17 protein-coding genes are annotated in these 21444 nt (G+C 59.8%); 12 read left to right on the top strand and 5 right to left on the bottom strand.

Going from position 1 to position 21444, the window contains the following annotated elements; all coding sequences use genetic code 11:
* Window positions 1-141: 141 nt before the first annotated feature.
* From ACW5W8_RS11630 to ACW5W8_RS11620, 3 genes are all read right to left on the bottom strand, one after another.
* Window positions 142-2118: a methyl-accepting chemotaxis protein gene (locus ACW5W8_RS11630; protein WP_498628018.1), complete on the bottom strand. Its 1977-nt coding sequence runs from the start codon at window positions 2116-2118 to the stop codon at window positions 142-144.
* Window positions 2119-2344: 226 nt separating this feature from the next.
* Window positions 2345-3847, bottom strand: a complete 1503-nt coding sequence (gene glpK / locus ACW5W8_RS11625; RefSeq protein WP_139746556.1) for a glycerol kinase GlpK — start codon at window positions 3845-3847, stop codon at window positions 2345-2347.
* A 54-nt stretch (window positions 3848-3901) separates the two neighbouring features.
* Window positions 3902-4750, bottom strand: coding sequence for an MIP/aquaporin family protein (locus tag ACW5W8_RS11620; RefSeq protein ID WP_005350866.1), 849 nt, complete (start codon window positions 4748-4750; stop codon window positions 3902-3904).
* Window positions 4751-5239: 489 nt separating this feature from the next.
* On the opposite strand from ACW5W8_RS11620, the gene glpT reads away from it, so the two are divergent.
* The 9 genes from glpT (at window position 5240) to ACW5W8_RS11575 (ending at window position 15154) form a co-directional block, all read left to right on the top strand.
* Window positions 5240-6598, top strand: a complete 1359-nt coding sequence (gene glpT / locus ACW5W8_RS11615; protein WP_005337540.1) for a glycerol-3-phosphate transporter — start codon at window positions 5240-5242, stop codon at window positions 6596-6598.
* Between the two features lie 102 nt (window positions 6599-6700).
* Window positions 6701-7459, top strand: coding sequence for a DeoR/GlpR family transcriptional regulator (locus ACW5W8_RS11610; protein WP_498628014.1), 759 nt, complete (start codon window positions 6701-6703; stop codon window positions 7457-7459).
* Between the two features lie 317 nt (window positions 7460-7776).
* Window positions 7777-9264 carry a glycerol-3-phosphate dehydrogenase gene (gene glpD / locus ACW5W8_RS11605; RefSeq protein ID WP_005350869.1) on the top strand — a complete coding sequence of 496 codons (1488 nt, stop codon included), beginning with the start codon at window positions 7777-7779 and terminating at the stop codon, window positions 9262-9264.
* A gap of 106 nt (window positions 9265-9370) precedes the next feature.
* Window positions 9371-10459: a glycerophosphodiester phosphodiesterase gene (glpQ, locus tag ACW5W8_RS11600; protein ID WP_498628012.1), complete on the top strand. Its 1089-nt coding sequence runs from the start codon at window positions 9371-9373 to the stop codon at window positions 10457-10459.
* 218 nt (window positions 10460-10677) lie between these two features.
* Window positions 10678-11160, top strand: coding sequence for a serine protease inhibitor ecotin (gene eco / locus ACW5W8_RS11595; protein ID WP_139401359.1), 483 nt, complete (start codon window positions 10678-10680; stop codon window positions 11158-11160).
* A gap of 298 nt (window positions 11161-11458) precedes the next feature.
* Entirely contained in the window at window positions 11459-11833 is a 375-nt protein-coding gene (locus ACW5W8_RS11590) for a MaoP family protein (RefSeq protein ID WP_350236548.1), read from the top strand.
* Complete coding sequence (gene hdfR, locus ACW5W8_RS11585) at window positions 11833-12705, top strand: HTH-type transcriptional regulator HdfR (protein WP_498628009.1); 873 nt, start codon at window positions 11833-11835, stop codon at window positions 12703-12705. The genes ACW5W8_RS11590 and hdfR overlap by 1 nt, the downstream gene beginning before the upstream one ends.
* Before the next feature lie 171 nt (window positions 12706-12876).
* A complete protein-coding gene (locus ACW5W8_RS11580) occupies window positions 12877-13818 on the top strand; it encodes a hypothetical protein (protein ID WP_498628007.1) in 942 nt (313 codons plus the stop codon).
* Window positions 13819-13963: 145 nt separating this feature from the next.
* On the top strand, window positions 13964-15154 hold the full coding sequence (locus tag ACW5W8_RS11575) for an amino acid aminotransferase (RefSeq protein WP_498628005.1): 1191 nt from the start codon (window positions 13964-13966) through the stop codon (window positions 15152-15154).
* A 114-nt stretch (window positions 15155-15268) separates the two neighbouring features.
* On the opposite strand, the gene ACW5W8_RS11570 is transcribed toward ACW5W8_RS11575, so the two are convergent.
* Both ACW5W8_RS11570 and ACW5W8_RS11565 read right to left on the bottom strand, forming a co-directional pair.
* Entirely contained in the window at window positions 15269-15772 is a 504-nt protein-coding gene (locus ACW5W8_RS11570) for a DUF2062 domain-containing protein (protein ID WP_498628049.1), read from the bottom strand.
* Window positions 15766-16284, bottom strand: a complete 519-nt coding sequence (locus ACW5W8_RS11565) for a DUF2062 domain-containing protein (protein ID WP_498628004.1) — start codon at window positions 16282-16284, stop codon at window positions 15766-15768. Before ACW5W8_RS11565 ends, ACW5W8_RS11570 begins: the two co-directional genes overlap by 7 nt.
* Before the next feature lie 27 nt (window positions 16285-16311).
* On the opposite strand from ACW5W8_RS11565, the gene ACW5W8_RS11560 reads away from it, so the two are divergent.
* From ACW5W8_RS11560 to lpxK, 3 genes are all read left to right on the top strand, one after another.
* A complete protein-coding gene (locus tag ACW5W8_RS11560) occupies window positions 16312-18513 on the top strand; it encodes a DNA internalization-related competence protein ComEC/Rec2 (protein WP_498628003.1) in 2202 nt (733 codons plus the stop codon).
* Between the two features lie 104 nt (window positions 18514-18617).
* Window positions 18618-20381 carry a lipid A ABC transporter ATP-binding protein/permease MsbA gene (gene msbA / locus ACW5W8_RS11555; RefSeq protein ID WP_498628002.1) on the top strand — a complete coding sequence of 588 codons (1764 nt, stop codon included), beginning with the start codon at window positions 18618-18620 and terminating at the stop codon, window positions 20379-20381.
* Complete coding sequence (lpxK, locus tag ACW5W8_RS11550) at window positions 20381-21376, top strand: tetraacyldisaccharide 4'-kinase (RefSeq protein ID WP_498628001.1); 996 nt, start codon at window positions 20381-20383, stop codon at window positions 21374-21376. The genes msbA and lpxK overlap by 1 nt, the downstream gene beginning before the upstream one ends.
* Window positions 21377-21444 lie beyond the last annotated feature (68 nt).

Here is a 21444-nt window from a genome sequence, read left to right as displayed (position 1 = left end):
TTTTTTATGTTAATTGTCAATATCTTGCGAGTTTTGTCGTCATTCCCGTTTCGAGAGCGCAGGCAAAATGATTTGCAAAATGAAAACGCCACCCTGCGGTGGCGTCTTGGTTATTGAGAGGGAGAGGGGGAAGCACCGGGCCTAGCCAATCCGGTATTGGCGGATCTGCTCGTCGATGGCCTTGGCCAGTTCGAACAGTTCGCGGCTGGCGGCATTGCTCTCCTGCGCGTGTTCCCGCTGGTGTTCGGCCACCATGGCCAGCTCGTCGAGCGCCGTTCTGGCTTGCCCCATCTGCTGATCCTGCGCTTGCGCCAGCGCGCTGATCTCGTTGATCTCGAGGGCAGTCTGGTTGATCTGGCTGGTGGCATCAACCAGCACCTCTCTGACCTGATTCATCCGGTTGTATCCCTCTTCGCTCAGGTTGCGGGAGTCTGCCATCGAGCTGCTGGCCTGCCGGGTTCCCTCCTGCAGGCGCAAGATAAGATCCTGCACATCCTTGGTGGCGGTCTGGGTACGCACCGCCAGCTGGCGTACCTCGTCGGCCACCACCGCAAAGCCCCGTCCCATATCCCCTGCCCGGGCCGCTTCGATGGCCGCATTGAGGGCCAGCAGGTTGGTCTGGTTCGAGACATCGCGGATGAGGTTCATGATCTGGGTGATGTTGTTGCTGTCTTTCACCACTTCATCGAGCAGGGCCGAGGAGCTGCCGATGCTGCTGCGCAAGCTGTCGAGTTGCGCGGCGCTCTGGGTCACATCCTGCTCGATGCTGAGCATATGGTTGGCGATGCGTTGGGTCACGTCGTTGACCCCTTCCGAGCGGCTGGCGATCTGCTCGGCGTTGTCACCGATGGTGGTGACCACAGTGGTCAGCTCCTGAATGCTCTGGGCCTGCTGGCACGCTTCTCCTGCCAGTGCCTGGGCCTGTTGCATGGATTGGGACGACTGCGCGGAGAGGGCGCTGCCTGACTGCTGGAAGCGGGAGAAGCTCTGGTTCAGGCTCTGGATCAGCCGATTGAAGCTTTGGGCCATCAGCCCCAGCTCAGACTCGTCAGAGAAGTCGAGTCGGGTCGCCAGATCCCGATCGGCAGTGATGTGGTGCATGCCATCGGCAGCCTGACGAATGGGGCGGCTGATGGAGTGGGCGAGCCAAGCCGAAGCCAGCATTGCCAGGGTGCCGATGGCGAGAGAGACCATGATGATGAGCTGGCGGGATTCCTGCAGGCCCTCTTCCAGCTCGGCGCTGTTGATCTCGCCAATCAGCAGCCGGTTGAGGGTCGGGATGTAACGCACCGCGATGAGGTAGGTTTGCCCCTCCAGTGTTAGCGCCTCTACGGCCACCTGTTCCCGGGCATTGGGAATAAGCCGTTTGACGGTATCGAGGAAGGATTGCTGGTGGTGGGCGGCGCCTTCCACCTCCTGCTCGGGGTGGATCTCGATATTGCCCTCCATGTCCGCCAGATAGACCTGACCACTCTTGCCGATCCGGTAGCCGCTGATGAGCTTGCTCAGGGCGCTCATGTTGATGGAGGTGCCTGCCACCGCCAGGGTCTTGCCCTCGTGGGTGACGGCGGTGTTGATATAGAGGGAGGCGTGCTTGTCAAAATCGGAGATGTCGAGGTTCAGCTCATAGGGTTTGCTGCGTTTGAGAAAGCCGAAAAACCACCCATCTTTCGGATCCGATTCGCTCAGCGATTTCTGGGCGGTGGGGCCGCCGCTGAAGTTGATCAGGGTGTTGCTCTGGCGGGGGGCGATAAAGACGTTGCCGCCGATACGCCGTTGCAGATCCTGAAAGTAACGCTCCATGGCGGGCCACTCTTGCTCTGGCATGCCAGCGGTCAGCCAGTCGATGACAAAACGGTTGCTTGCCAGCGCCTGCGCTTCGGTCAGGTGCTGGATAAGCTGGGCGGTCAGCTGGTTGGCAATGCGATCCACGCTGCTTGGCAGCTCGTAGCGTTCGACCCGCTGCTGGGCCTGATTGTGGGATATCTGCTCGAGGATCAAGGTGATGCAGCTGATGGCGATGGCCATCAGTATCGCCACGCCAGCGAGGATCCGGGTGCGGATCCCGAGCCCTGACCAGAGTGATTGCAGTGTAAAACGGTGTATCGCCCTCTCCATATCGCTCTCCTCATAAATAAGGTCGCATATGCGACCCAGATGATGATTATAGATAGAGAGCTCAATTGTGTTGTGGCGGATGGTGACAACAGAGGGCTGCAGAAAAACAGGAGGGAGCAATGAGGAGGGAAGGGGGTAGAAACCGGCAAGGGAAAGCATAAAAAGAGAGGCCGACATAGCGGTCGGCCTCTTGGGGGTTTCTCTCAAAGGAATGTCGGGCGCCCGATCAATCCTCTTCAGCCCAACGGCGTGAACGCTCAACCGCTTTTTGCCAGCCGCTGTAACGTTTGGCGCGATCGTCTCTGTCCATCTGCGGGATGAACTCGCGGTCCACGCTGAACTTGTCTTCCAGCTCGTCCGAGCTCTTCCAGAAGCCGACGGCCAGACCTGCCAGGAAGGCGGCGCCCATGGCGGTAGTCTCGATGCGGGTCGGACGCACCACCGGGGTGTGCATCATGTCAGCCTGGAACTGCATCAGGAAGTCGTTGGCTACGGCGCCGCCGTCTACCTTGAGAGCTGCCAGCTTGATGCCGGAGTCCTGCTGCATGGCATCCAGCACATCGCGGCTCTGATAGGCGATGGATTCCAGCGCGGCACGGATGATGTGGTTGCGGTTGGCGCCACGGGTCAGACCGACCATGGTGCCGCGAGCATAGGGATCCCAGTAGGGTGCGCCCAGACCGACGAAGGCCGGTACCAGATAGACGCCGTTGGTATCGCCCACCTTGGAGGCGAAGTAGTCGGTATCGCGGGCATCGTGAATGATCTTCAGCTCGTCACGCAGCCACTGGATGGTGGCGCCGCCCATGAATACGGCACCTTCCAGCGCGTAGTTCACTTCCCCTTTCGGGCCGATGGCAACGGTAGTCAGCAGGCCGTTGCTGGAGCGAACCGGCTCGGTGCCGGTGTTCATCAGCATGAAGCAGCCGGTGCCGTAGGTGTTTTTGGCCATCCCTTTTTCAAAGCAGAGCTGGCCGAACAGGGCAGACTGCTGGTCACCAGCGATACCGGCGATGGGGATGCGGGAGCCGCCACCACGGGTGGTGTAGCCGTACACTTCGGAAGAGGGTTTCACTTCTGGCAGCATGGACATGGGGATGCCCAGCTCGTCCAGCATGCGCTGATCCCACTTCAGGTCGCGGATGTTGTAGAGCATGGTACGGGAGGCGTTGGTCGGGTCGGTGACGTGCACTTCGCCATTGGTCATCTTCCAGACCAGCCAGGTGTCGATGGTGCCGAACAGCAGCTCGCCGTTCATCGCCTTCTCGCGGGCACCTTCCACGTTGTCGAGGATCCACTTCACCTTGGTACCGGAGAAGTAGGCATCCAGCACCAGACCGGTGTTCTCGCGAACGTACTCTTCCAGACCGCGTGCTTTCAGCTCTTCGCAGATGGCGGCGGTGCGGCGGCACTGCCAGACGATGGCGTTGTAGATGGGCTTGCCGGTGGCCTTTTCCCAGACAACAGTGGTTTCACGCTGGTTGGTGATACCGATGGCGGCGATCTCTTCGCTGCGCAGGCCGGTCTTGGCCAGCACTTCGGTAAAGACGGAGGATTGGGTTGCCCAGATCTCCATCGGGTCGTGCTCTACCCAGCCCGCTTTCGGGTAGTGCTGGGTGAATTCGCGCTGGGAGGTGCCAACGATATTGGCATCCTGATCAAACACGATGGCGCGGGAAGAGGTGGTTCCCTGGTCCAGAGCGACGACATATTTCTTTTCAGCAGACATGATGTTCTCCACGTTTCTATTTTCCACGTTTTTATACGTTGGAGGGGGCCGCTCTTATGCGGCAGCCTCTTCTTTGGCGGTTTGGGTAGCTTGCTCGGTGGTGACGACACGGTTGCCCGGGACGCAGGGAGCCAGCACTTTGACATACAGAGCGGTACCAATCTGAGCGCCAACGATGGGGCCAAGGATCGGAACCCAGAAGTAGGGGTTGTCACGACCACCGGTCAGGGCAACATCACCCCAGCCAGCAAAGAACGCGAACAGTTTCGGACCAAAGTCACGGGCCGGGTTCATGGCAAAACCGGTTAACGGGCCAAGGGAGGCGCCGATCACCGCGATCAGGATACCGATCAGCAGGGCGGCCGCGAAGCCTTTGGGGGCGCCGTTGTTGTTGTCACCCAGCGCCATGATCCCCAGCATCAGCACGGCGGTGATCACCAGCTCGACGGCGAAGGCTTGCATGTTGGTCAGCAGGGCATTGGGGTAGGTGGAGAAGATCCCGGCGGTGCCGAGGCTCTCGACGCTGCCGCGCACCACGTTATGGGTCACTTCCCACTGGGTGAAAAGGTTACCATAAAGGAAGTAGACAAGGGCGGCGAAGCAGAAGGCACCGGCCATTTGGGCGATGATGTAGGGTACCACCTTGCGCTTGTCGAACCCGCAGAAGGTCATCAGCGCCAGGGTTACAGCCGGGTTCAGGTGGGCACCTGAAATGCCGCCGGTCACATAGATAGCGATGGCTACACCCAGACCCCAGGTAATGGAGATTTCCCATTGCCCGAAGTTGGCGCCTGCCAGCACCAGTGCCGCCACACATCCGACGCCGAAAAATATCAGCAGGCCGGTTCCGATAAACTCGGCGATGCACTCGCCAAGCAGGGTATTGGGTCTTTGTATGCTCATACTCTTGTTCCTTATATCCACCCGTAGAGGTTTGATGTTCCGTTTTATCTTTTTGTGTCTATCCGTTGCTGCCGAAAACGTTTCCTTGTTGTTTTTGCGTCTTGCGCAAACGTTATGCTCGTTTGCGCTCGTTATCGGCCGTGACAGAAAATAACCCTTCCCAATAATTTCACCATCCCCCCTCCATAGGAAATGTGGACAAGATCCCACTCATTGCTAAGAAAATGTGACGTAAAGCATCTTGATAACTACCAGTTACCACTTAGGGGGTAGCTTGCAACCCTTGCCACACAAGGGTTGGCGCTTGCTGAGTGATTTCTCATTTGGAGCTTTTATTTGTAATAAAACTGCAATATTTGAGCATGCATCACAGATTAAATGAGCGCATATGAGCACAATAGGCTCGCTTACGAATCAGCGGACTCACATGATTCGTTGGAATGGTCAGGGCATCCTCAACCGCCCATAACAACAATAAGGAAGCAGAACATGCTTAGTCTCTTCAGGCCTGCGGCGCACATCGACAGGCTCCCGGCTGACAAGGTCGACCCCTTCTACAAACGCATGCGTTGGCAGGTGTTTTTCGGGATCTTCTTCGGTTACGCCGGCTACTATCTGGTACGGAAAAACTTCAGTCTGGCGATGCCCTATCTGATCGAGCAGGGCTTCTCCCGTGGTGATCTCGGTTTCGCGCTCTCCGGGGTCTCCATCGCTTACGGTTTGTCCAAGTTCCTGATGGGGAACGTCTCCGACCGTTCCAACGCCCGTTACTTCCTCTCCGCCGGTCTGCTGCTCTCGGCTGCCATCATGTTCATGATGGGTACCATGCACTGGGCCACCTCCAGCATTGCCATCATGTTTGTGCTGTTGTTCCTGAACGGTTGGGCACAGGGTATGGGCTGGCCGCCCTGCGGTCGCACCATGGTGCACTGGTGGTCACAGAAAGAGCGCGGCGAAGTGGTTGCGGTCTGGAACGTGGCACACAACGTGGGTGGCGGCATGATTGGCCCGCTGTTTATCCTCGGGATGGGCTGGTTCAACGACTGGCGCAGCGCCTTCTATGTGCCTGCGGCAGCTGCGGCCGCCATCGCGGTGATCGCCTTCTTCGTGATGCGTGATACCCCGCAATCGGTCGGTCTGCCTCCTATCGAGGAGTACAAGAACGACTATCCGAAGGATTACAACGAGAGCCACGAGCAGGAGTTCTCCGCCAAGGAGATCTTCGTCAAGTACGTGCTGCACAATAAACTGCTGTGGTACATCGCGATCGCCAACGCTTTCGTTTACCTCATTCGTTACGGTGTGCTGGACTGGGCGCCAACCTACCTGAAAGAGGCCAAGCACTTCACCGTCGACAACTCCTCCTGGGCTTACTTCCTCTACGAGTGGGCCGGTATTCCGGGCACCCTGCTGTGTGGCTGGATCTCTGACAAGATGTTCCAGGGCCGCCGTGCCCCGGCCGGTATCCTGTTCATGGTGCTGGTGACTCTGGCTGTGCTGGTTTACTGGTTCAACCCGGCCGGCAACCCGACCATCGACATGATGGCGCTGGTGGCTATCGGCTTCCTGATCTACGGCCCTGTCATGCTGATCGGCCTCTATGCTCTTGAGCTGGCACCGAAGAAAGCAGCCGGTACTGCGGCAGGTTTCACCGGTCTGTTCGGTTATCTGGGCGGCGCCGTGGCAGCCAACGCCATGCTGGGTTATACCGTTGACCACTTCGGTTGGGATGGCGGCTTCATGGTGCTGACCGTCTCCTGTGTGCTCTCCATCATCCTGCTGGCGATGACCCTCAAGCACGAGAACATTGCTGTTGCGGCCAAGAAAGCGGCTGCCCATAAGGCATAAAACGTGATCCTCAGCTTATTGATCCCAAAGGGGATCAGGTAAACTGCCAAAAGGCCCCGCATCTGCCGGGGCCTTTTTTTGTCTCATCATCGGAGTGCAAGCGTGAAGCAAACCCAACGACATCTGGAGATCCTGGACGTCCTGACGCGGCAGGGATTTGTCTCGACCGACGATCTGGTGACCCACTTTGACGTCAGCCCCCAGACCATTCGCCGGGATCTGAACGATCTCGCCGAACAGAACAAGGTCCGGCGCCATCATGGCGGTGCCTCCCTGCATTCGAGTACCGTCAATACCGCCTACAGCGCCCGTAAAGTGATGCAACTCAAGGAGAAAGAGCGCATCGCCCGCGAGGTCGCGGCCAATATTCCCGACGGCTCATCGCTCTTTATCGACATAGGTACCACCACCGAGGCGATCGCCCGCGCCCTGCTCGATCACCGTGAGCTGCGCATCGTCACCAACAACCTCAACGTGGCCAGCATCCTGACGGCGAAGGATGACTTCACCGTCATCATCGCCGGTGGCGAGATCCGCAACCGCGATGGCGGTATCGTGGGGGAGGCGACCCGCGACTTTATCGGTCAGTTTCGCATGGACTATGGCGTCATCGGGATTTCGGGGATCGACAACGACGGCTCCCTGCTCGATTTCGACTATCACGAGGTGAAGATTGCCCAGGCCATCATAGCCCACTCCCGTCAGGTGTTCCTGGCCGCTGACCACACCAAGTTCGGTCGCAATGCCATGGTCAACCTGGGCAATCTCAGCCAGATCCACGCCCTCTTTACCGATCAGGAACCACCGGAAAAGCTGGCGCGATTGATGGCGCAACACCAGATCGCCTGCCACATCTGCTGACGGCGAAACACGCCAAGGCTGTGCCGGTCGCCCGTCAGGGCGGCCTCCTTTCTCTTTCTCTCCCCTATCCCTGCACCCATCTCACCCCTTTATGGGTATTGCCAAAACCACTATTCAATCTGGTTTTTTTGGCTATTAACCCGCCGATGTTGACCCGACGCCATTTGCTCCGCTGACCTGTCCCCTTTGCCACCTCTGGCTGGCTGTGGCGATCACACTTTCGCCATAAAATGTTCGTTTGTTGTATTTTCATGTTCTAAAATGAGCGAAATCAAACATTGCTGTTATAGCAATCATAAAAATGAAAGTAGGTGAACATGAGCGAACATTATGATCTGGTCGTCGTCGGTGGCGGCATCAACGGGGTTGGCATCGCAGCCGATGCGGCAGGACGGGGTCTGAAAGTGGCCCTGTTCGAGGCGCAAGATCTCGCCTCTGCCACCTCGTCCAACTCCAGCAAGCTGATCCACGGCGGTTTGCGCTATCTCGAGCATTACGAATTCCGGTTGGTGAAAGAGGCGTTGGCGGAGCGGGAGGTGCTGCTCGGCATGGCGCCTCACATCGCCCGTCCCATGCGTTTTCGCCTGCCGCACCGCCCGCACCTGCGTCCGGCCTGGATGATCCGCGCCGGTCTGTTCCTCTATGACAATCTGGCCAAGCGCGACAAGCTCAAGGGGAGCTGCGGCGTGCGCTTTCTGCCGCAAGATGGTTTGACCGCGGGGATCAACAAGGGATTTGAATACTCGGATGCCTGGGTCGACGACGCCCGGCTGGTGGTACTCAACGCCATGATGGCCCGTGACAAGGGGGCCGATGTGCAGACCCGCACCCGCTGTATCAAGGCGGTGCGCGGATCCAAACACTGGACGCTCACTTTGGAGCGGGAAGGGGGCGAGCAGTTCACCGTCACCTGCCGTGGTCTGGTCAATGCGGCTGGCCCCTGGGTCAAGACCTTCTATGACGAGAGCCTGCACGAGAAATCCCCCCGCGGTATTCGCCTTATTAAAGGCAGCCACATGATAGTGCCGCGCATCCATGAGCGCGAAGAGGCCTATATCCTGCAAAACGAAGACAACCGCATTGTCTTCGTCATCCCGTATCAGCAGGACTACTCCCTCATCGGCACCACGGATGTGGAGCATCACGGCAGCCCGCGGGAAGCGAAGATCAGCGAGGCCGAAATTACCTACCTGTGCAAGGTGGTCAACGCCCACTTCACTCGCCAAATTGCGCCGAAAGATGTGATCTGGACCTATGCCGGGGTGCGCCCGCTCTGTGACGACGAGTCAGATTCACCGCAGGCGGTGACCCGCGACTACACCCTCGAACTGTCTGGCGAGTCTGACGGTGCGCCGCTCTTGTCGGTGTTTGGCGGCAAGCTCACCACCTATCGCAAGCTGGCGCAGGCTGCCTGCAACAAGCTCAAGCCCTGGTTCAGCCAGATGGGGGATGACTGGACTGCGACCAGCCGTCTGCCCGGCGGCGAGTTTGACTGCTCGGTACGCGAGCTGGCCCGCGCCTTTGCGCTGGAGTTTGACTGGCTCGATGATCGCAGTGCCCTGCGCATTGCCGAAGCCTATGGCGCACATGCCCGTCTCTGGCTAAAAGAGGATCGTGGCATTCACTTCGGTGGTGGCCTCTACGAGTCTGAAGTGCGCTATCTCATCGAGCGGGAGTGGGCCTGTTCACTGGATGATATCCTCTGGCGCCGCAGCAAGTTGGGGCTGCGCCTGAACGAGTCAGAGCAGCAGATGCTGCAGATCTGGCTCGACCAATACCATCAGGCTCTGCGCAAGGCGAGCTGATGTGTGACGGTGGGCAGTGCGCTGCAGCCCACCGCTTTCCACCGTAAATATGCAACAAACCTCTGATAGAACAATTACCTACACACAATAATAAAGAGCATCACATATGAAAAAACTCGCCGTTTCCCTCATCGCCTTGAGCCTTGGGGCATCCCTCTCATTACCCGTGTTGGCTGCCGATGAAGGCAAGATAGTGATTGCTCACCGGGGCGCCTCCGGCTACCTGCCCGAGCATACCCTGGAGTCCAAGGCGCTGGCCTATGGTATGGGGGCCGATTATCTGGAGCAGGATCTGGTGATGACCAAGGATGACCAGCTGGTGGTGATGCACGATCACTTCCTCGATGGCATCACCGATGTGGCGGCGCGCTTCCCCGGCCGTGCCCGTCCGGACGGCCGTTACTATGTGGTGGATTTTACCCTGGACGAGGTGCGTTCCCTGCGTATGACCGAGCCGTTCCAGCTGGTGGATGGCAAGCAGGTGCCGGTCTATCCGGCCCGCTTCCCGCAGTGGAAGTCCAGCTTCAAGATCCATACCTTCCAGGAGGAGATCGAGATGATCCAGGGGCTCAACAAGAGCACCGGCAAGAACATCGGGATCTACCCGGAGATCAAGGCGCCCTGGTTGTTCCGTCACGAAGGCAAGGATATCTCCAAGGCGGTGCTGAAGGTGCTCAAGGAGTACGGCTACACCGGGAAGGATGACAAGGTCTATCTGCAGTGCTTCGATGCCGATGAACTCAAGCGCATCAACAGCGAACTGATGCCCGCCATGGGTATGGATCTGAAACTGGTGCAGCTGATGGCCGAGACCGACTGGAACGAGACCATGGTCTACGACGCCAAGGGCAAGGCGACCCCCTACAACTATGACTGGATGTTCAAGCCGGGAGCGATGAAAACCATCGCCAGCTATGCCGAAGGGATTGGCCCGTGGAAACCGATGATCGTCACCGAGCCGGGCACTTTGGGCAAACCGGTCTTCACCGGCATGGTAAAAGAAGCCCATGCGGCGGGCCTGAAAGTTCACCCCTATACCTTCCGTCAGGATGAGGGGCAGATCCCGGCCTATGCCAAGGACTTTACCGATCTCCTTAACATCTTCCTCTATCAGGCTGATGTGGATGGGGTGTTCAGTGACTTCCCTGACAAGGCGGTGGCCGTCATCAAGGCCCATCAAGAGGCGGCCAAATAGCACTCTGGCGCCATTTGAATGCAAAGCGAGGCCAATTGGCCTCGCTTTTTGTTTCAGGTTCCCGTAACGGGAGTGTGCGCCCTGTCAGAAAATAGCCAGGTCACGTCATGGTGTGCCGGATCTGCATCATTTTACGCAGTTTTTACGTAGCAGATCGCTGGCATGAAATCGGCAGAGCGGTTAGTCTAGCGGCGTTGAACCAACCCCATGAGGTACAGATGAAAACCGTATTGCGTTTTAGCCTGCTGGGCGCCTTGTTGCTGGGTGGCCATGCCTTCGCCGCCGAGCCGAAAAAATTTGATATCAGCATGTTCCCAGCCGCTGACGTGAATCAGGAACGTGTGGTGATCCGCCTGCCTGAAGTCGAGAAAGAAGCCGACATGATGGTCGAGCTGCAGGTCGGCAAAAAGATGATGGTTGATTGCAACGTACCGCGTTTTGCAGGCAACCTGGAACAGCACAGCGTCAAAGGCTGGGGCTACAACTACCTGAAACTGGGCAAGGTTTCCGACCCCATCAGCACCCTGATGATGTGCCCCGATAGCCAGCAGAAAGAGACCTTCGTCCAGATCTACGGTCAGGGCTTCTTCGTGAACTACAACTCAAAACTGCCGTTCGTGATCTACGTGCCGCAGGAGTATGAAGTGCGCTACCGTCTGTGGCGTGCCGACAACCTGGCCCAACCGGCCATGATTGAGTAAGCATGTTTGAACCAAAGGTTCAGCTGGTTCACCTGATGTGATAAATAAAGCGCCGTATGGCGCTTTATTTTTGCCTGAACAGTCCAGAAAGTGACGTGCAAATTGGCTGCACGTTTACATAAGTTTATTATTTATCAACGTTTTTTGTGTGTTATGCCACAAAATCGGCGTCAGCGATGGGGCAAAGTGACTTCGATAAAAGATATTTATTAACATAGTGAGAAAATTGATTTTGCACTCGGCGATGGCCTGATGATACTTGCCCGCAAAGGTCAAACTAACCAGAAAAAAGAGCACTATGAGCTTCGAATCAGACAAGCGTTTCAACGACTTCAAACATTTTCCCCGTGGCCTGCGTCGCAGTGGCGAATTCACTGTGGCCGAAGCGGACAGTCTGGAAAAGTATGGTACCGCCATGCTGGCACTCTACCAGGGTAACCTGGCACCCCGTGACGATGTCGAGTCCGCCTTCGTCGAGCAGGTCAAATCTGGCGCAGCCGGTGCCAATCCTCACGCCAAGGTGTGGTTCAAATACCTCAAGGTGATCGGTCCCAAGCGCGTTCATCGCCTCTGCACCGTCGTTGGCGGCGCCAGCGAAGAGAGCAGCGGTGGTGGCAGCTTTGATGTCGGTGGTGGCAGCGGCGGTGGCAGCAGTGACGAGTCCATCGATTAATGGATACCGAGCTGCTTCGGACCTTTATCGAGGTCAGCAAGACCCGGCATTTTGGCCGGGCTGCTGAAAATCTCTACCTGACCCAGTCGGCGGTGAGTTTCCGGATCCGCCAGCTAGAGCAGCAACTGGGTGTCAGTCTGTTTGCCCGTCATCGCAACAACATCCGTCTGACCGCCTCCGGTGAGCGTCTGCTGCCCTACGCAGACGCCATCTTGCACACCCTTGGTCGTGCCAAGCAGGATGTGGCGCTCTCGCCAGGATTCAGCCAGCAGTTGGCCATCGGCGCGCCCGCAGTGTTCTGGGAGCTCGATTTCAACGACTGGCTCAATCACATCTATGCACTGGCGCCCGGTTTGGCGGTACGGCTGGAAACGGCTTCCCGCGAGCACCTCTGCCGCCAGTTGCTGGAGCGCTCCCTCGATCTGGCCCTGCTCTCCGAGCCCACCAAGATCGACGAGATTGCCCTGCATCCCATCGGTGAGCTTGTGTTCGAGCTGGTGAGCCGGGATCCGGCGGCCAATGCCGACAACCTGATGCAGATGCCGCATATCCACCTCGACTGGGGCACCAGCTTCGAGCCGCAGCCGAGCCGGTTGCAGAGCCTGCAAAAGACCCCGGTGCTGCACTCCAGCTCTGCCAGCATGGCGTTGCAGTTTGTGCTGGCCAACGGTGGTGCTGCCTACCTGCCACGGCGGATGGTCAGCCCCTTCCTCGAGCAGGGGGCGCTCCATCTGGTGGAGGGGGGCCAGCCGCTGAGCCGTCCGCTCTATCTCGCCTATCTGGAGAAATCCGATCGCCGGGAGCTGATCGATCAGCTGCTGACCCTGCCACTGGGTTGGCACGACGCCGAGTTGCGCCTCAACGCCGAATAAGCATCGAGTGTTATCCAAGGAAGAGCCCACCCCACGGTGGGCTCTTCTGTTTGGGGAAAATTGCAGGGAGCGAGGTCACGTAATTGGCGCGGGAGGCTTGGCGTCATCGGCCTGTAACGGTACCTTTTCAGGCTGTTTATCCGATTGAGCACTGACAGGGATGGATTGTAATTGATCGACTTTAGTCACCCCGAATGGCGGGCGCTGGCTCAGCAGTTGCTGAATCACTCACCCGTGGTGATCCGTGGCCGCCAGTGGCAACCGCTGGTGGGGCTGCTCAAGGATAACCAGCTGCTGCTCGCCCATGGCCGCCACAGCTATGAGCTCACTCCGGCCGGACGGCGCTATCTTACTCGCGAGCTGATGCTGGCCGAGATCGCCACCGCGCCCCCCGAGCCCGAGGAGTGGTTGCATGCTCAGGGCTGGCAATTGGGGGAGCAGGTCAACGAGCGGGTGCTGGCGGCGCTCTATCGCAAGAGCGAGGTGAACTTCACCCCCAACGAGCAGATCGATTTCGAGGACAAGGGGATCCGGCTCTGTGCCGATCAGCTGTTGCGCTTGCGCGCCGCCCAGCCGTTCAGCCTCTTTTTCAGCGGCGGCACCCTGATCGACGCAGCCCCCTGGTTGCAGGCGCTGGGGGAGGTGGCGCTGCCCGAGCGCACCCTGGCGGGTCTTGGCAAGATCCTCTGGGGGGAGGGGAGTATCGGGCGGGTGATCACCACAGATAGCGTCGGCGCCTTTGCCGAGTTGCCCCTTGAACCCGGCACCTTGCTGGTGTGGGCACCCCCATCGGCTCCTCTAGCCTTGCAGCAGGTGGTGGCCGCCTTGCCCCCCAATGTGCTGTGGAGTCATCTTACCGCCCTCGACCCTGCCGGGGTGGATCGGCTGCAGGCGCTGGCCCAGCGCTTGGGCCGTCCGGCCAGCTGGTGGTTGCCCCGTGATCTGGCCCCCATCCTTAGCGCGTATGGTCAGCCCTTGACGGACCCTCGGCCCTGGGAACCGAGCCGGATCCCCAAGTCATTGTTAGCAGTTTGTAGCGGTTTGGTTGAGTCCAATGGTGGCTTGTCGGCCGAGGTGTGCGCACTGGCGCCAGCGTGGCATGCCGTTGGTTGAAATTGGCCCGAACGCGAGCTAAAAAGCGGTTTTCCCCCATTGAACGCGGTGATATAAAGAGTTGACGAAGCGCTCGCCAGATGAGCGCTTTTGTTTATCAAGCCGCTTTGCCACCCAACGAACTCAACGGAATACAGGGAATACCATGTTTGAAAAGGTTGTTGCCGCCCCAGCGGATCCGATCCTGGGCCTGACCGAAGCCTTCCGCGCTGACTCTCGCAGCCACAAGATCAATCTGGGCGTAGGGATCTACAAGGACGAGTCCGGTGCTACCCCCATTCTTCACTGCGTCAAGAAAGCCGAGCAGAAGCTGCTGACCGACGAGAAGACCAAGAACTACCTCGGTATTGAAGGCAATATCGAATATGGCCGCATCGTACAGCAACTGCTGTTCGGTCAGCACTCTGCGCTGGTTGCCAGCGGCCGCGCCAAGACCGCGCAAGCACCGGGCGGCACCGGCGCCCTGCGTATCGCGGCCGAATTCGTGGTGCGCAACGGGCTGGCCAAGACCATCTGGATCTCCGATCCCACCTGGGCCAACCACGTCAGCGTATTCCAGGCCGCGGGCCTGACCGTCAAGTGGTACAAGTACTACGACGCCGCCACCAAGGGGCTCGACTTTGCCGCTATGCAGGCTTCGCTGGCCGAAGTGCAGCCGGGTGAGCTGGTGCTGCTGCACGGCTGCTGCCACAACCCGACCGGTATCGACCCTACCTGCGAACAGTGGCGCGCACTGGCCAAGCAGAGTGCGGCCGCTGGTTGGCTGCCGTTGTTTGACTTCGCCTATCAGGGTTTTGCCCGTGGTATCGAAGAGGATGCCGAAGGTCTGCGCATCTTCGCCGAGTGTCACGACGAGCTGCTGGTAGCGAGCTCTTTCTCCAAGAACTTCGGCCTCTACAACGAGCGTGTCGGCGCTTTCACCCTGGTCAGCGCGACCAAGGCGATTGCCGACGTGGCCTTCACTCAGGTCAAGACCGTCATCCGCGCCAACTACTCCAACCCGCCGTCACACGGTGCCGCTGTCGTCACCGCCGTGGTGAGCGATCCGGCTCTCTATGCCGAGTGGGTCGACGAGGTGGCCGCGATGCGGGTTCGTATTCGCGAGATGCGCGAGTTGCTGGTAGAGAAGTTGGCGGCCCTCGGCGTGAGCCAGGATTTCAGCTTTATCCGCGAGCAGAACGGCATGTTCTCCTTCTCCGGTCTCTCCAAGGATCAGGTTGAGCGCCTCAAGAGCGAATTTGCCATCTACATCGTCGGCTCCGGTCGGATCAGCGTAGCCGGTATTACCCGCGCCAATATCGATCCCCTCTGCGAGGCGATCGCCAAGGTGCTGTAATCGCATTGCCTTGCGCTCTGGTTCTATGCCATGAAAAAGCCCGTCACCTTGGTGACGGGCTTTTTTGATCGCCAACGGCTGATCGTCAAACAGTCAAACAATGGGAAGGGGGACTCACTGTTGGCGGGCACCTTGCCACAGCTTGCGCAGTTGCAACAGCAGCGCAGTCAGGGCGCCGCCGCTCAGGGCGGTGAGTATCGCCAGCAGCAGGCTGCCGAGCAGGAAGGGAGGCACCAGGGTGGCCGCCTCCTGCTCCAGCCAGTGCAGGGTCCAGCTGAGGTGGAAAGGCTCCGGCGTCTTGTGCAGCACCAGACAGCCGGTGCGATAGGCGTAGAGATACATGAATGGCAGGGTCAGCGGATTGTTGAACCAGACTGCCAGCAGTGCCAGCGGCAGGTTGAGGCTGAATGCCAGCGCCAGCCCGACGGCGATGAGCGAGTGCATCGGGATGGGGAACCAGCAGGCGAAGATCCCGGCCGCCACCGCGCCACTCAGGGCGCGAGCACCCCCTTGCCAGAGGGCCGGAGCGAGCAGTCGCTCACCAAACAGGGCAAACCACTTCTGCTGGCGAAGCGTGTCGGGATCGAGCTTGAAGCGGGCAAACCAGCGACTCAGCATGGGCGGGCCATCTTGCGTTTTTGCCACTGGCGCACCGTGCTGATCCGCCAGAAGGTACGGATCAGGGTGTAGCCGATAAGGGAACTGAGCAGGGCCAGCACCAGAGAGCCCAGAAGCAGGGGCGGCGCGACCGTCTGGAACACAGAGGCGAGCCACTGCCAGGTAAATTCAATCTCTATCTGCTGCATCGGGTGGCCCAGCAACTGGCAACCTACCAGATAGGCACCATAAAAGAGCGGTGGCATGGTAAAGGGGTTGGAGAGCCAGACCAGCGCCACCGAGAGCGGCAGATTAACCCGGCACAGGATGGCGCCACCGGCCGCCAGCAGCATCTGGCAGGGGAGCGGCACCCAGGCCATGAAGAGGCCCACCGCAAATGCCCCGGCGGCCGAGCGGCGGTTGAGGTGCCAGAGGTTGGCATCGAGCAGCAGTTTGCCGAACAGCCGCAGGTGCTTGTGTTCTTTCAGGGTTTGCTGATCGGGCATCCAGCGTTTAATGAGTCGTTTGGGCATATTGAAACCTTGCTAAATACTTGCTCCATGGATCTGCGTCTGTTGTCGTTTGCCCTGGGGGCAAGCTCCTCACTGCTCTGGCCATGGTTACCTTCACTCGCATGGGGGGGCCTGTTGCTGTCCCTGCTGATCCCCCTTGCATATTGCCGTGCCTGGCGGTGGCTGTTTCTCCTGCTCGGCATCCTCTGGATGCAGGCCAATCTTGCCTATCGGCTGGCCTGGCTGGAGCGGTTGGGCGATCAGACGAGCCACATGATAACCGCACAGCTGCAAAGTGCAGAGCCCGAGGGGGATAAATTTGTCCGGCTGCTGCTGCGGGTGAGCACCCTCGACGAGCAACCGGTGACACCTGAGCCCCTGATCCGGGTCAATGCCTATCAGGCATTACCCGCCATGACAGTGGGCAGCCGGATCACCCTGGTGACCTCGTTGAAACCGGCTCACGGTCTGGCCAACGAGGCGGGGCTGGATGGGCGGCGTCTGCTGCTGGGCAAGGGGATCACCGCCACCGGCAATTTGCGTCGGGTGATAGATATTCAACAGGCACCTGCGGGGTGGCGTGAACGCTGGTTGGGGGCCGCGACCGAGAGTTGGCGTCCGCTTGATTATGCTCCCTTGCTGGCGGCGCTCACTTTTGGCGAGCAGAGTGGAATCACGGATGCCCAGTGGGAGCTGTTTCGCGGCAGCGGACTGACCCATATCATCGCCATTTCAGGGCAACACATTGCGCTGGTGGCGGTGCTCGGGTGGTGGTTGGGCTGGCTGTTTGGCCTGCGTGGCGCCATCATCACCTCCCTGCTGTTTGCCGCCGTCTACAGCGCGTTGGCCGGGTTTGCGGTGGCCACCGAGCGGGCCCTGATCATGGTACTGGTGTGGAGTGTGCTGCGCTGGAGCCGGCGGGAGTGGCCGGCCTGGCGCATCTGGCTGTGGGCCTTTGTGGTATTGACCCTCTGGGATCCCTTCGCACTTTATTCGGCCGGCTTCTGGCTTTCGTTTCTGGCGGTGGCCATCTTGCTGCTGGTGGGATATGTCCACGACAAGCCGGGGCTCTGGCAGATCCAGCTCTGGCTGTTGCTCGGTCTGCTGCCGCTGCAACTGGCGTTGTTCGAGGGGATCGCGCCCCTCGCCATGGTGATCAACCTGTTGGCGGTGCCGCTCTTTTGTATCGCCATCATCCCGCTGGCCCTGATCGGTGTGCTGCTTGCGCCGCTTTCCACCTCGCTTGCCTATGTCCTGTTCTGGCTGGCGGATTTGGGGCTCGGGTGGGTGCTGACCATCCTGAGCTGGCTTTCCGATCAACTGCAACTGTGGTGGCCACTACCCGCCTGGTGGCTGCCACTCTGCACCTTGCTGTTGCTGCTCTGGTTCGCCGCACAGTGGCGCCCGGCACGCTGGCTCTGGCTACCGGGTCTGTGTGTGCTGTTGTTGGCGCTCTGGCCAACGCCAGTCCGCTGGCAACTGCGGGTGCTGGATGTGGGGCAGGGGCTGGCGGTGCTGATCAGCAAGGGGGAGCGTGCCATCCTTTATGACACCGGTGATCGCTATCCCGGAGGCTACAACATGGCGGACGCGGTGATCCTGCCCCAGCTGAGCCATCTGGGGATCCGGGTCATCGATCGTCTCATCATCAGCCACAAGGATCGGGACCATGCCGGCAATCGCAAGCGACTGCTCAGCGCCATGCCGGTGCGCTACGAGCTCTCCTCTTATCCCTTCAGTGAGGGAACGACGCTCTGCCAGCGTGGGCAACAGTGGCGCTGGCAGGGGCTCTCGTTTGCAGTGCTCTGGCCCGAGCGCCCCGGTGGCGGGCGCAATAACGATGGCTGCGTGGTGCGTATCAGCGATGGGCTGCGCAGCGTGCTGCTGAGCGCCGATATCGAGCGGCAAGCCGAGCAACGGCTGGTGGCACTGGAGGGAAAGGGATTGGCCAGCACCTTGTTGGTGAGCCCCCATCATGGCAGTCGCACCTCTTCCACGCCCTCGTTTGTCGCGGCGGTGGCGGCGCAGGAGGTGATCCACAGCGCCGGTTTTATGAATCAGTGGGGCTTTCCCCGTCCCGATGTGGTGGCCCGCTATCGGGATGCCCGCCAGTGGATCACCGGCCAGCAAGGGGCGATGCTGGTCGAACCCACAGCAGCGGGCTTGAGCGTCACCGCCGAGCGAGAGCTGGGGCCCTGGTACCGACGTAGTGGCGACTGGTGGAGACCGCGAGTGTGGTTTGAACAATAATCCGCCATTTCTGCCGTGTAGGAATGCGATATAGGTGGCGGCGCTTGGTGTAAGCCTGCGCTTTGGCTAGAATAGCCCGTCATTTCCATTACTAACGGCTATTCATGCAACAAGAAACCTCACAAGAGAGCTGGCCAGTATTCAAACGCCTGCTCGGTTATGTCCGTGATCGCAAGCTGGGCCTGGTCGGTGGCATCATCGGGATGCTGGGCTACGCCGCCGTGGATACCACCTTTGTCTACTCCATCAAGCCGCTGATCGATCAGGGCATTAATGGCAACGACAGCACCGTTTTGAAATGGATGCCCTTCTTCGTCCTCGGCATCGTGGCCCTGCGCGGTGTCGCCAACTTTCTCTCCAACTACTGCATGGCCTGGGTCGGCAACCACGTGGTGATGCGTCTGCAACAGCAGGTGTTCAATCACATGGTGGCGATGCCGATGAGCTTCTTCGACCGTCAGAACACCGGTCATCTGCTCTCCAAGGTGACCTATGACGCCAGTCAGGTCTCCTCGGCGGCGAGCACTACGCTGGTGACCCTGGTGCGGGAAGGGGCGACCGTGGTCGGTCTGCTCGGCCTGATGTTCTGGCACTCCTGGCAGCTGTCGGTGATTTTCCTGGTGGTGGGCCCGTTGGTGGGCATTATCATCGGCCTTATCAGCCGCCGTTTCCGCCAGATCAGCCGTCACATCCAGCAGGCGGTAGGGGATATCACCACCTCCACCGAGCAGATGCTCAAAGGGCACAAAGAGGTGCTGATGTTTGGTGGCCAGAAGGTGGAAGAGAAGCGCTTCTTCCAGGTCAGCAACAACATGCGCCAGCAGACCATGAAGATGGTCGCCGCCGATGCCATCGGCAGTCCTGTGGTGCAGATGGTTGCCTCCATCGCGCTGGCGGCCTTCCTCTATGTTGCCACCATCGACAGTGTGCGCAGCGAGCTGACTGCCGGTACGTTTACCGTCATGATCACCTCCATGATGATGCTGCTCAAGCCGCTGAAAAGCCTGACCGACGTCAACAACCAGTTCCAGCGCGCCATCACCGCCTGTCACAGTCTGTTTGGCCTGCTCGACAGCGAGCCGGAGCAGGATACCGGCACCCGCACTCTGGAGCGTGCCCGCGGTGAGATCGAGTTTCGCAACGTCACCTTTACCTATCCGACCAAGGACACCCCGGCGCTGCATAACGTCAGCTTCAAGGTGGAGGCGGGTAAATCGGTGGCGCTGGTGGGCCGTTCCGGCTCTGGCAAGAGTACCATCGCCAGCCTGCTGACCCGCTTCTACGACATCGATCAGGGGGAGATCCTGCTCGACGGCATCAACATCCGCGAATACAAGTTGAGCGAGCTGCGCAAGCAGTACGCACTGGTCTCCCAGCATGTTCACCTGTTCAATGACTCGGTAGCCAACAACATCGCCTACGCGGCAGAAGAGAAATACAGCCGCGACCAGATCGTGCAGGCCGCCCGTATCGCTCACGCCGACGAGTTCGTCAGCAAGATGAGCAACGGGTATGACACTGTGGTTGGCGAGAACGGGGCATCCCTCTCCGGTGGTCAGCGTCAGCGTGTTGCCATCGCCCGCGCTCTGCTGCGCGATGCGCCGGTTCTACTGCTGGATGAGGCCACTTCGGCCCTCGATACCGAGTCCGAGCGCCACATTCAGGCGGCTATCGATGAGCTTTGCAAGGCCCGTACCTCGCTGGTGATCGCCCACCGTCTCTCCACCATCGAGAAGGCGGACGAGATCCTGGTGATCGACGAAGGCCATATCGTCGAGCGCGGCAACCACGAAGCATTGATGGAGCAGCGCGGCACCTATGCCCAGCTGCGCGCCATTCAGTTTGGCAACGCGGGAAGCAAGGCCTGATGCTGGAACGGCTCTGGTATCGCAAAAGTGGCTGGCGCTGGTTGCTGGCCCCCTTTGCCCTGCTGTTTGCCATCATCAGCGGCATTCGCCGTTACGCCTATCGTCATGGCTGGCGCAAGGGGTATCGCTCCTCCTTGCCGGTCATTGTGGTGGGCAATATTTCGGTGGGGGGCAACGGCAAGACGCCGGTGGTGGTCTGGCTGGTGGAGCAGTTGCAAGCCCGCGGCTATCGCCCCGGGGTGGTGAGCCGTGGTTATGGTGGCAAGGCGCCCCATTACCCCTATCGGCTGGATAAGACTAGCACCACTGCGCAGGCCGGAGATGAGCCGGTGCTGATTGCCCGGCGCTGCGGCTGTCCGGTGGTGGTCGCCCCGCAACGGGCCGACGCTGTACGACTGCTGGAGCAGAGCGGCGAGGTGGATATCATCATCACCGACGACGGCCTGCAGCACTATGCGCTGGCCCGCGACATCGAACTGGTGGTGGTGGACGGAGCGCGCCGTTTTGGCAACGCCTGCCTGTTGCCGATGGGGCCGCTGCGCGAGCCGGTCACCCGGCTCAAACGGGTGGACGCCATCATCTGCAATGGCGGCGAGCCGGGCAAGGGGGAGTACCCCATGCAACTGGTCGCCGACACCCCGCGCCGGGTGCGTGACGATGCACCGCTGGCCGCCCCCTTGTCAGAGCCGGTCGATGCGCTGGCGGGGATTGGTCATCCGCCCCGCTTCTTTGCCACCCTGGATGGGCTCGGCTATCAGCTTGATCAGCAGGCCGCCTACGGCGATCATCACCCCTTCGATCGGGATGAGCTGGTGGGCCGCTTTGCCAGCAAGCCGCTGCTGATGACCGAGAAGGATGCGGTCAAGTGCCGCCCGTTTGCCCTCGATAACTGGTGGTATCTGCCGGTCAGCGCCGAGTTGCCCGCCTCCCTGCTCGATACCCTGCTGCACAAGCTGGGGGGGAAGGCGAAGGGCGCGACCAAGGCACAAGATTAATCTCTCTCGCCTCGGCGGGGGAGCAGGGGGGTGATATGCCCCGTATGGAATAGCTGGTTGCTCGACAT

This window comes from Aeromonas aquatilis, assembly GCF_054052405.1.
This window is presented reverse-complemented; position numbering and strand designations above follow the sequence as displayed.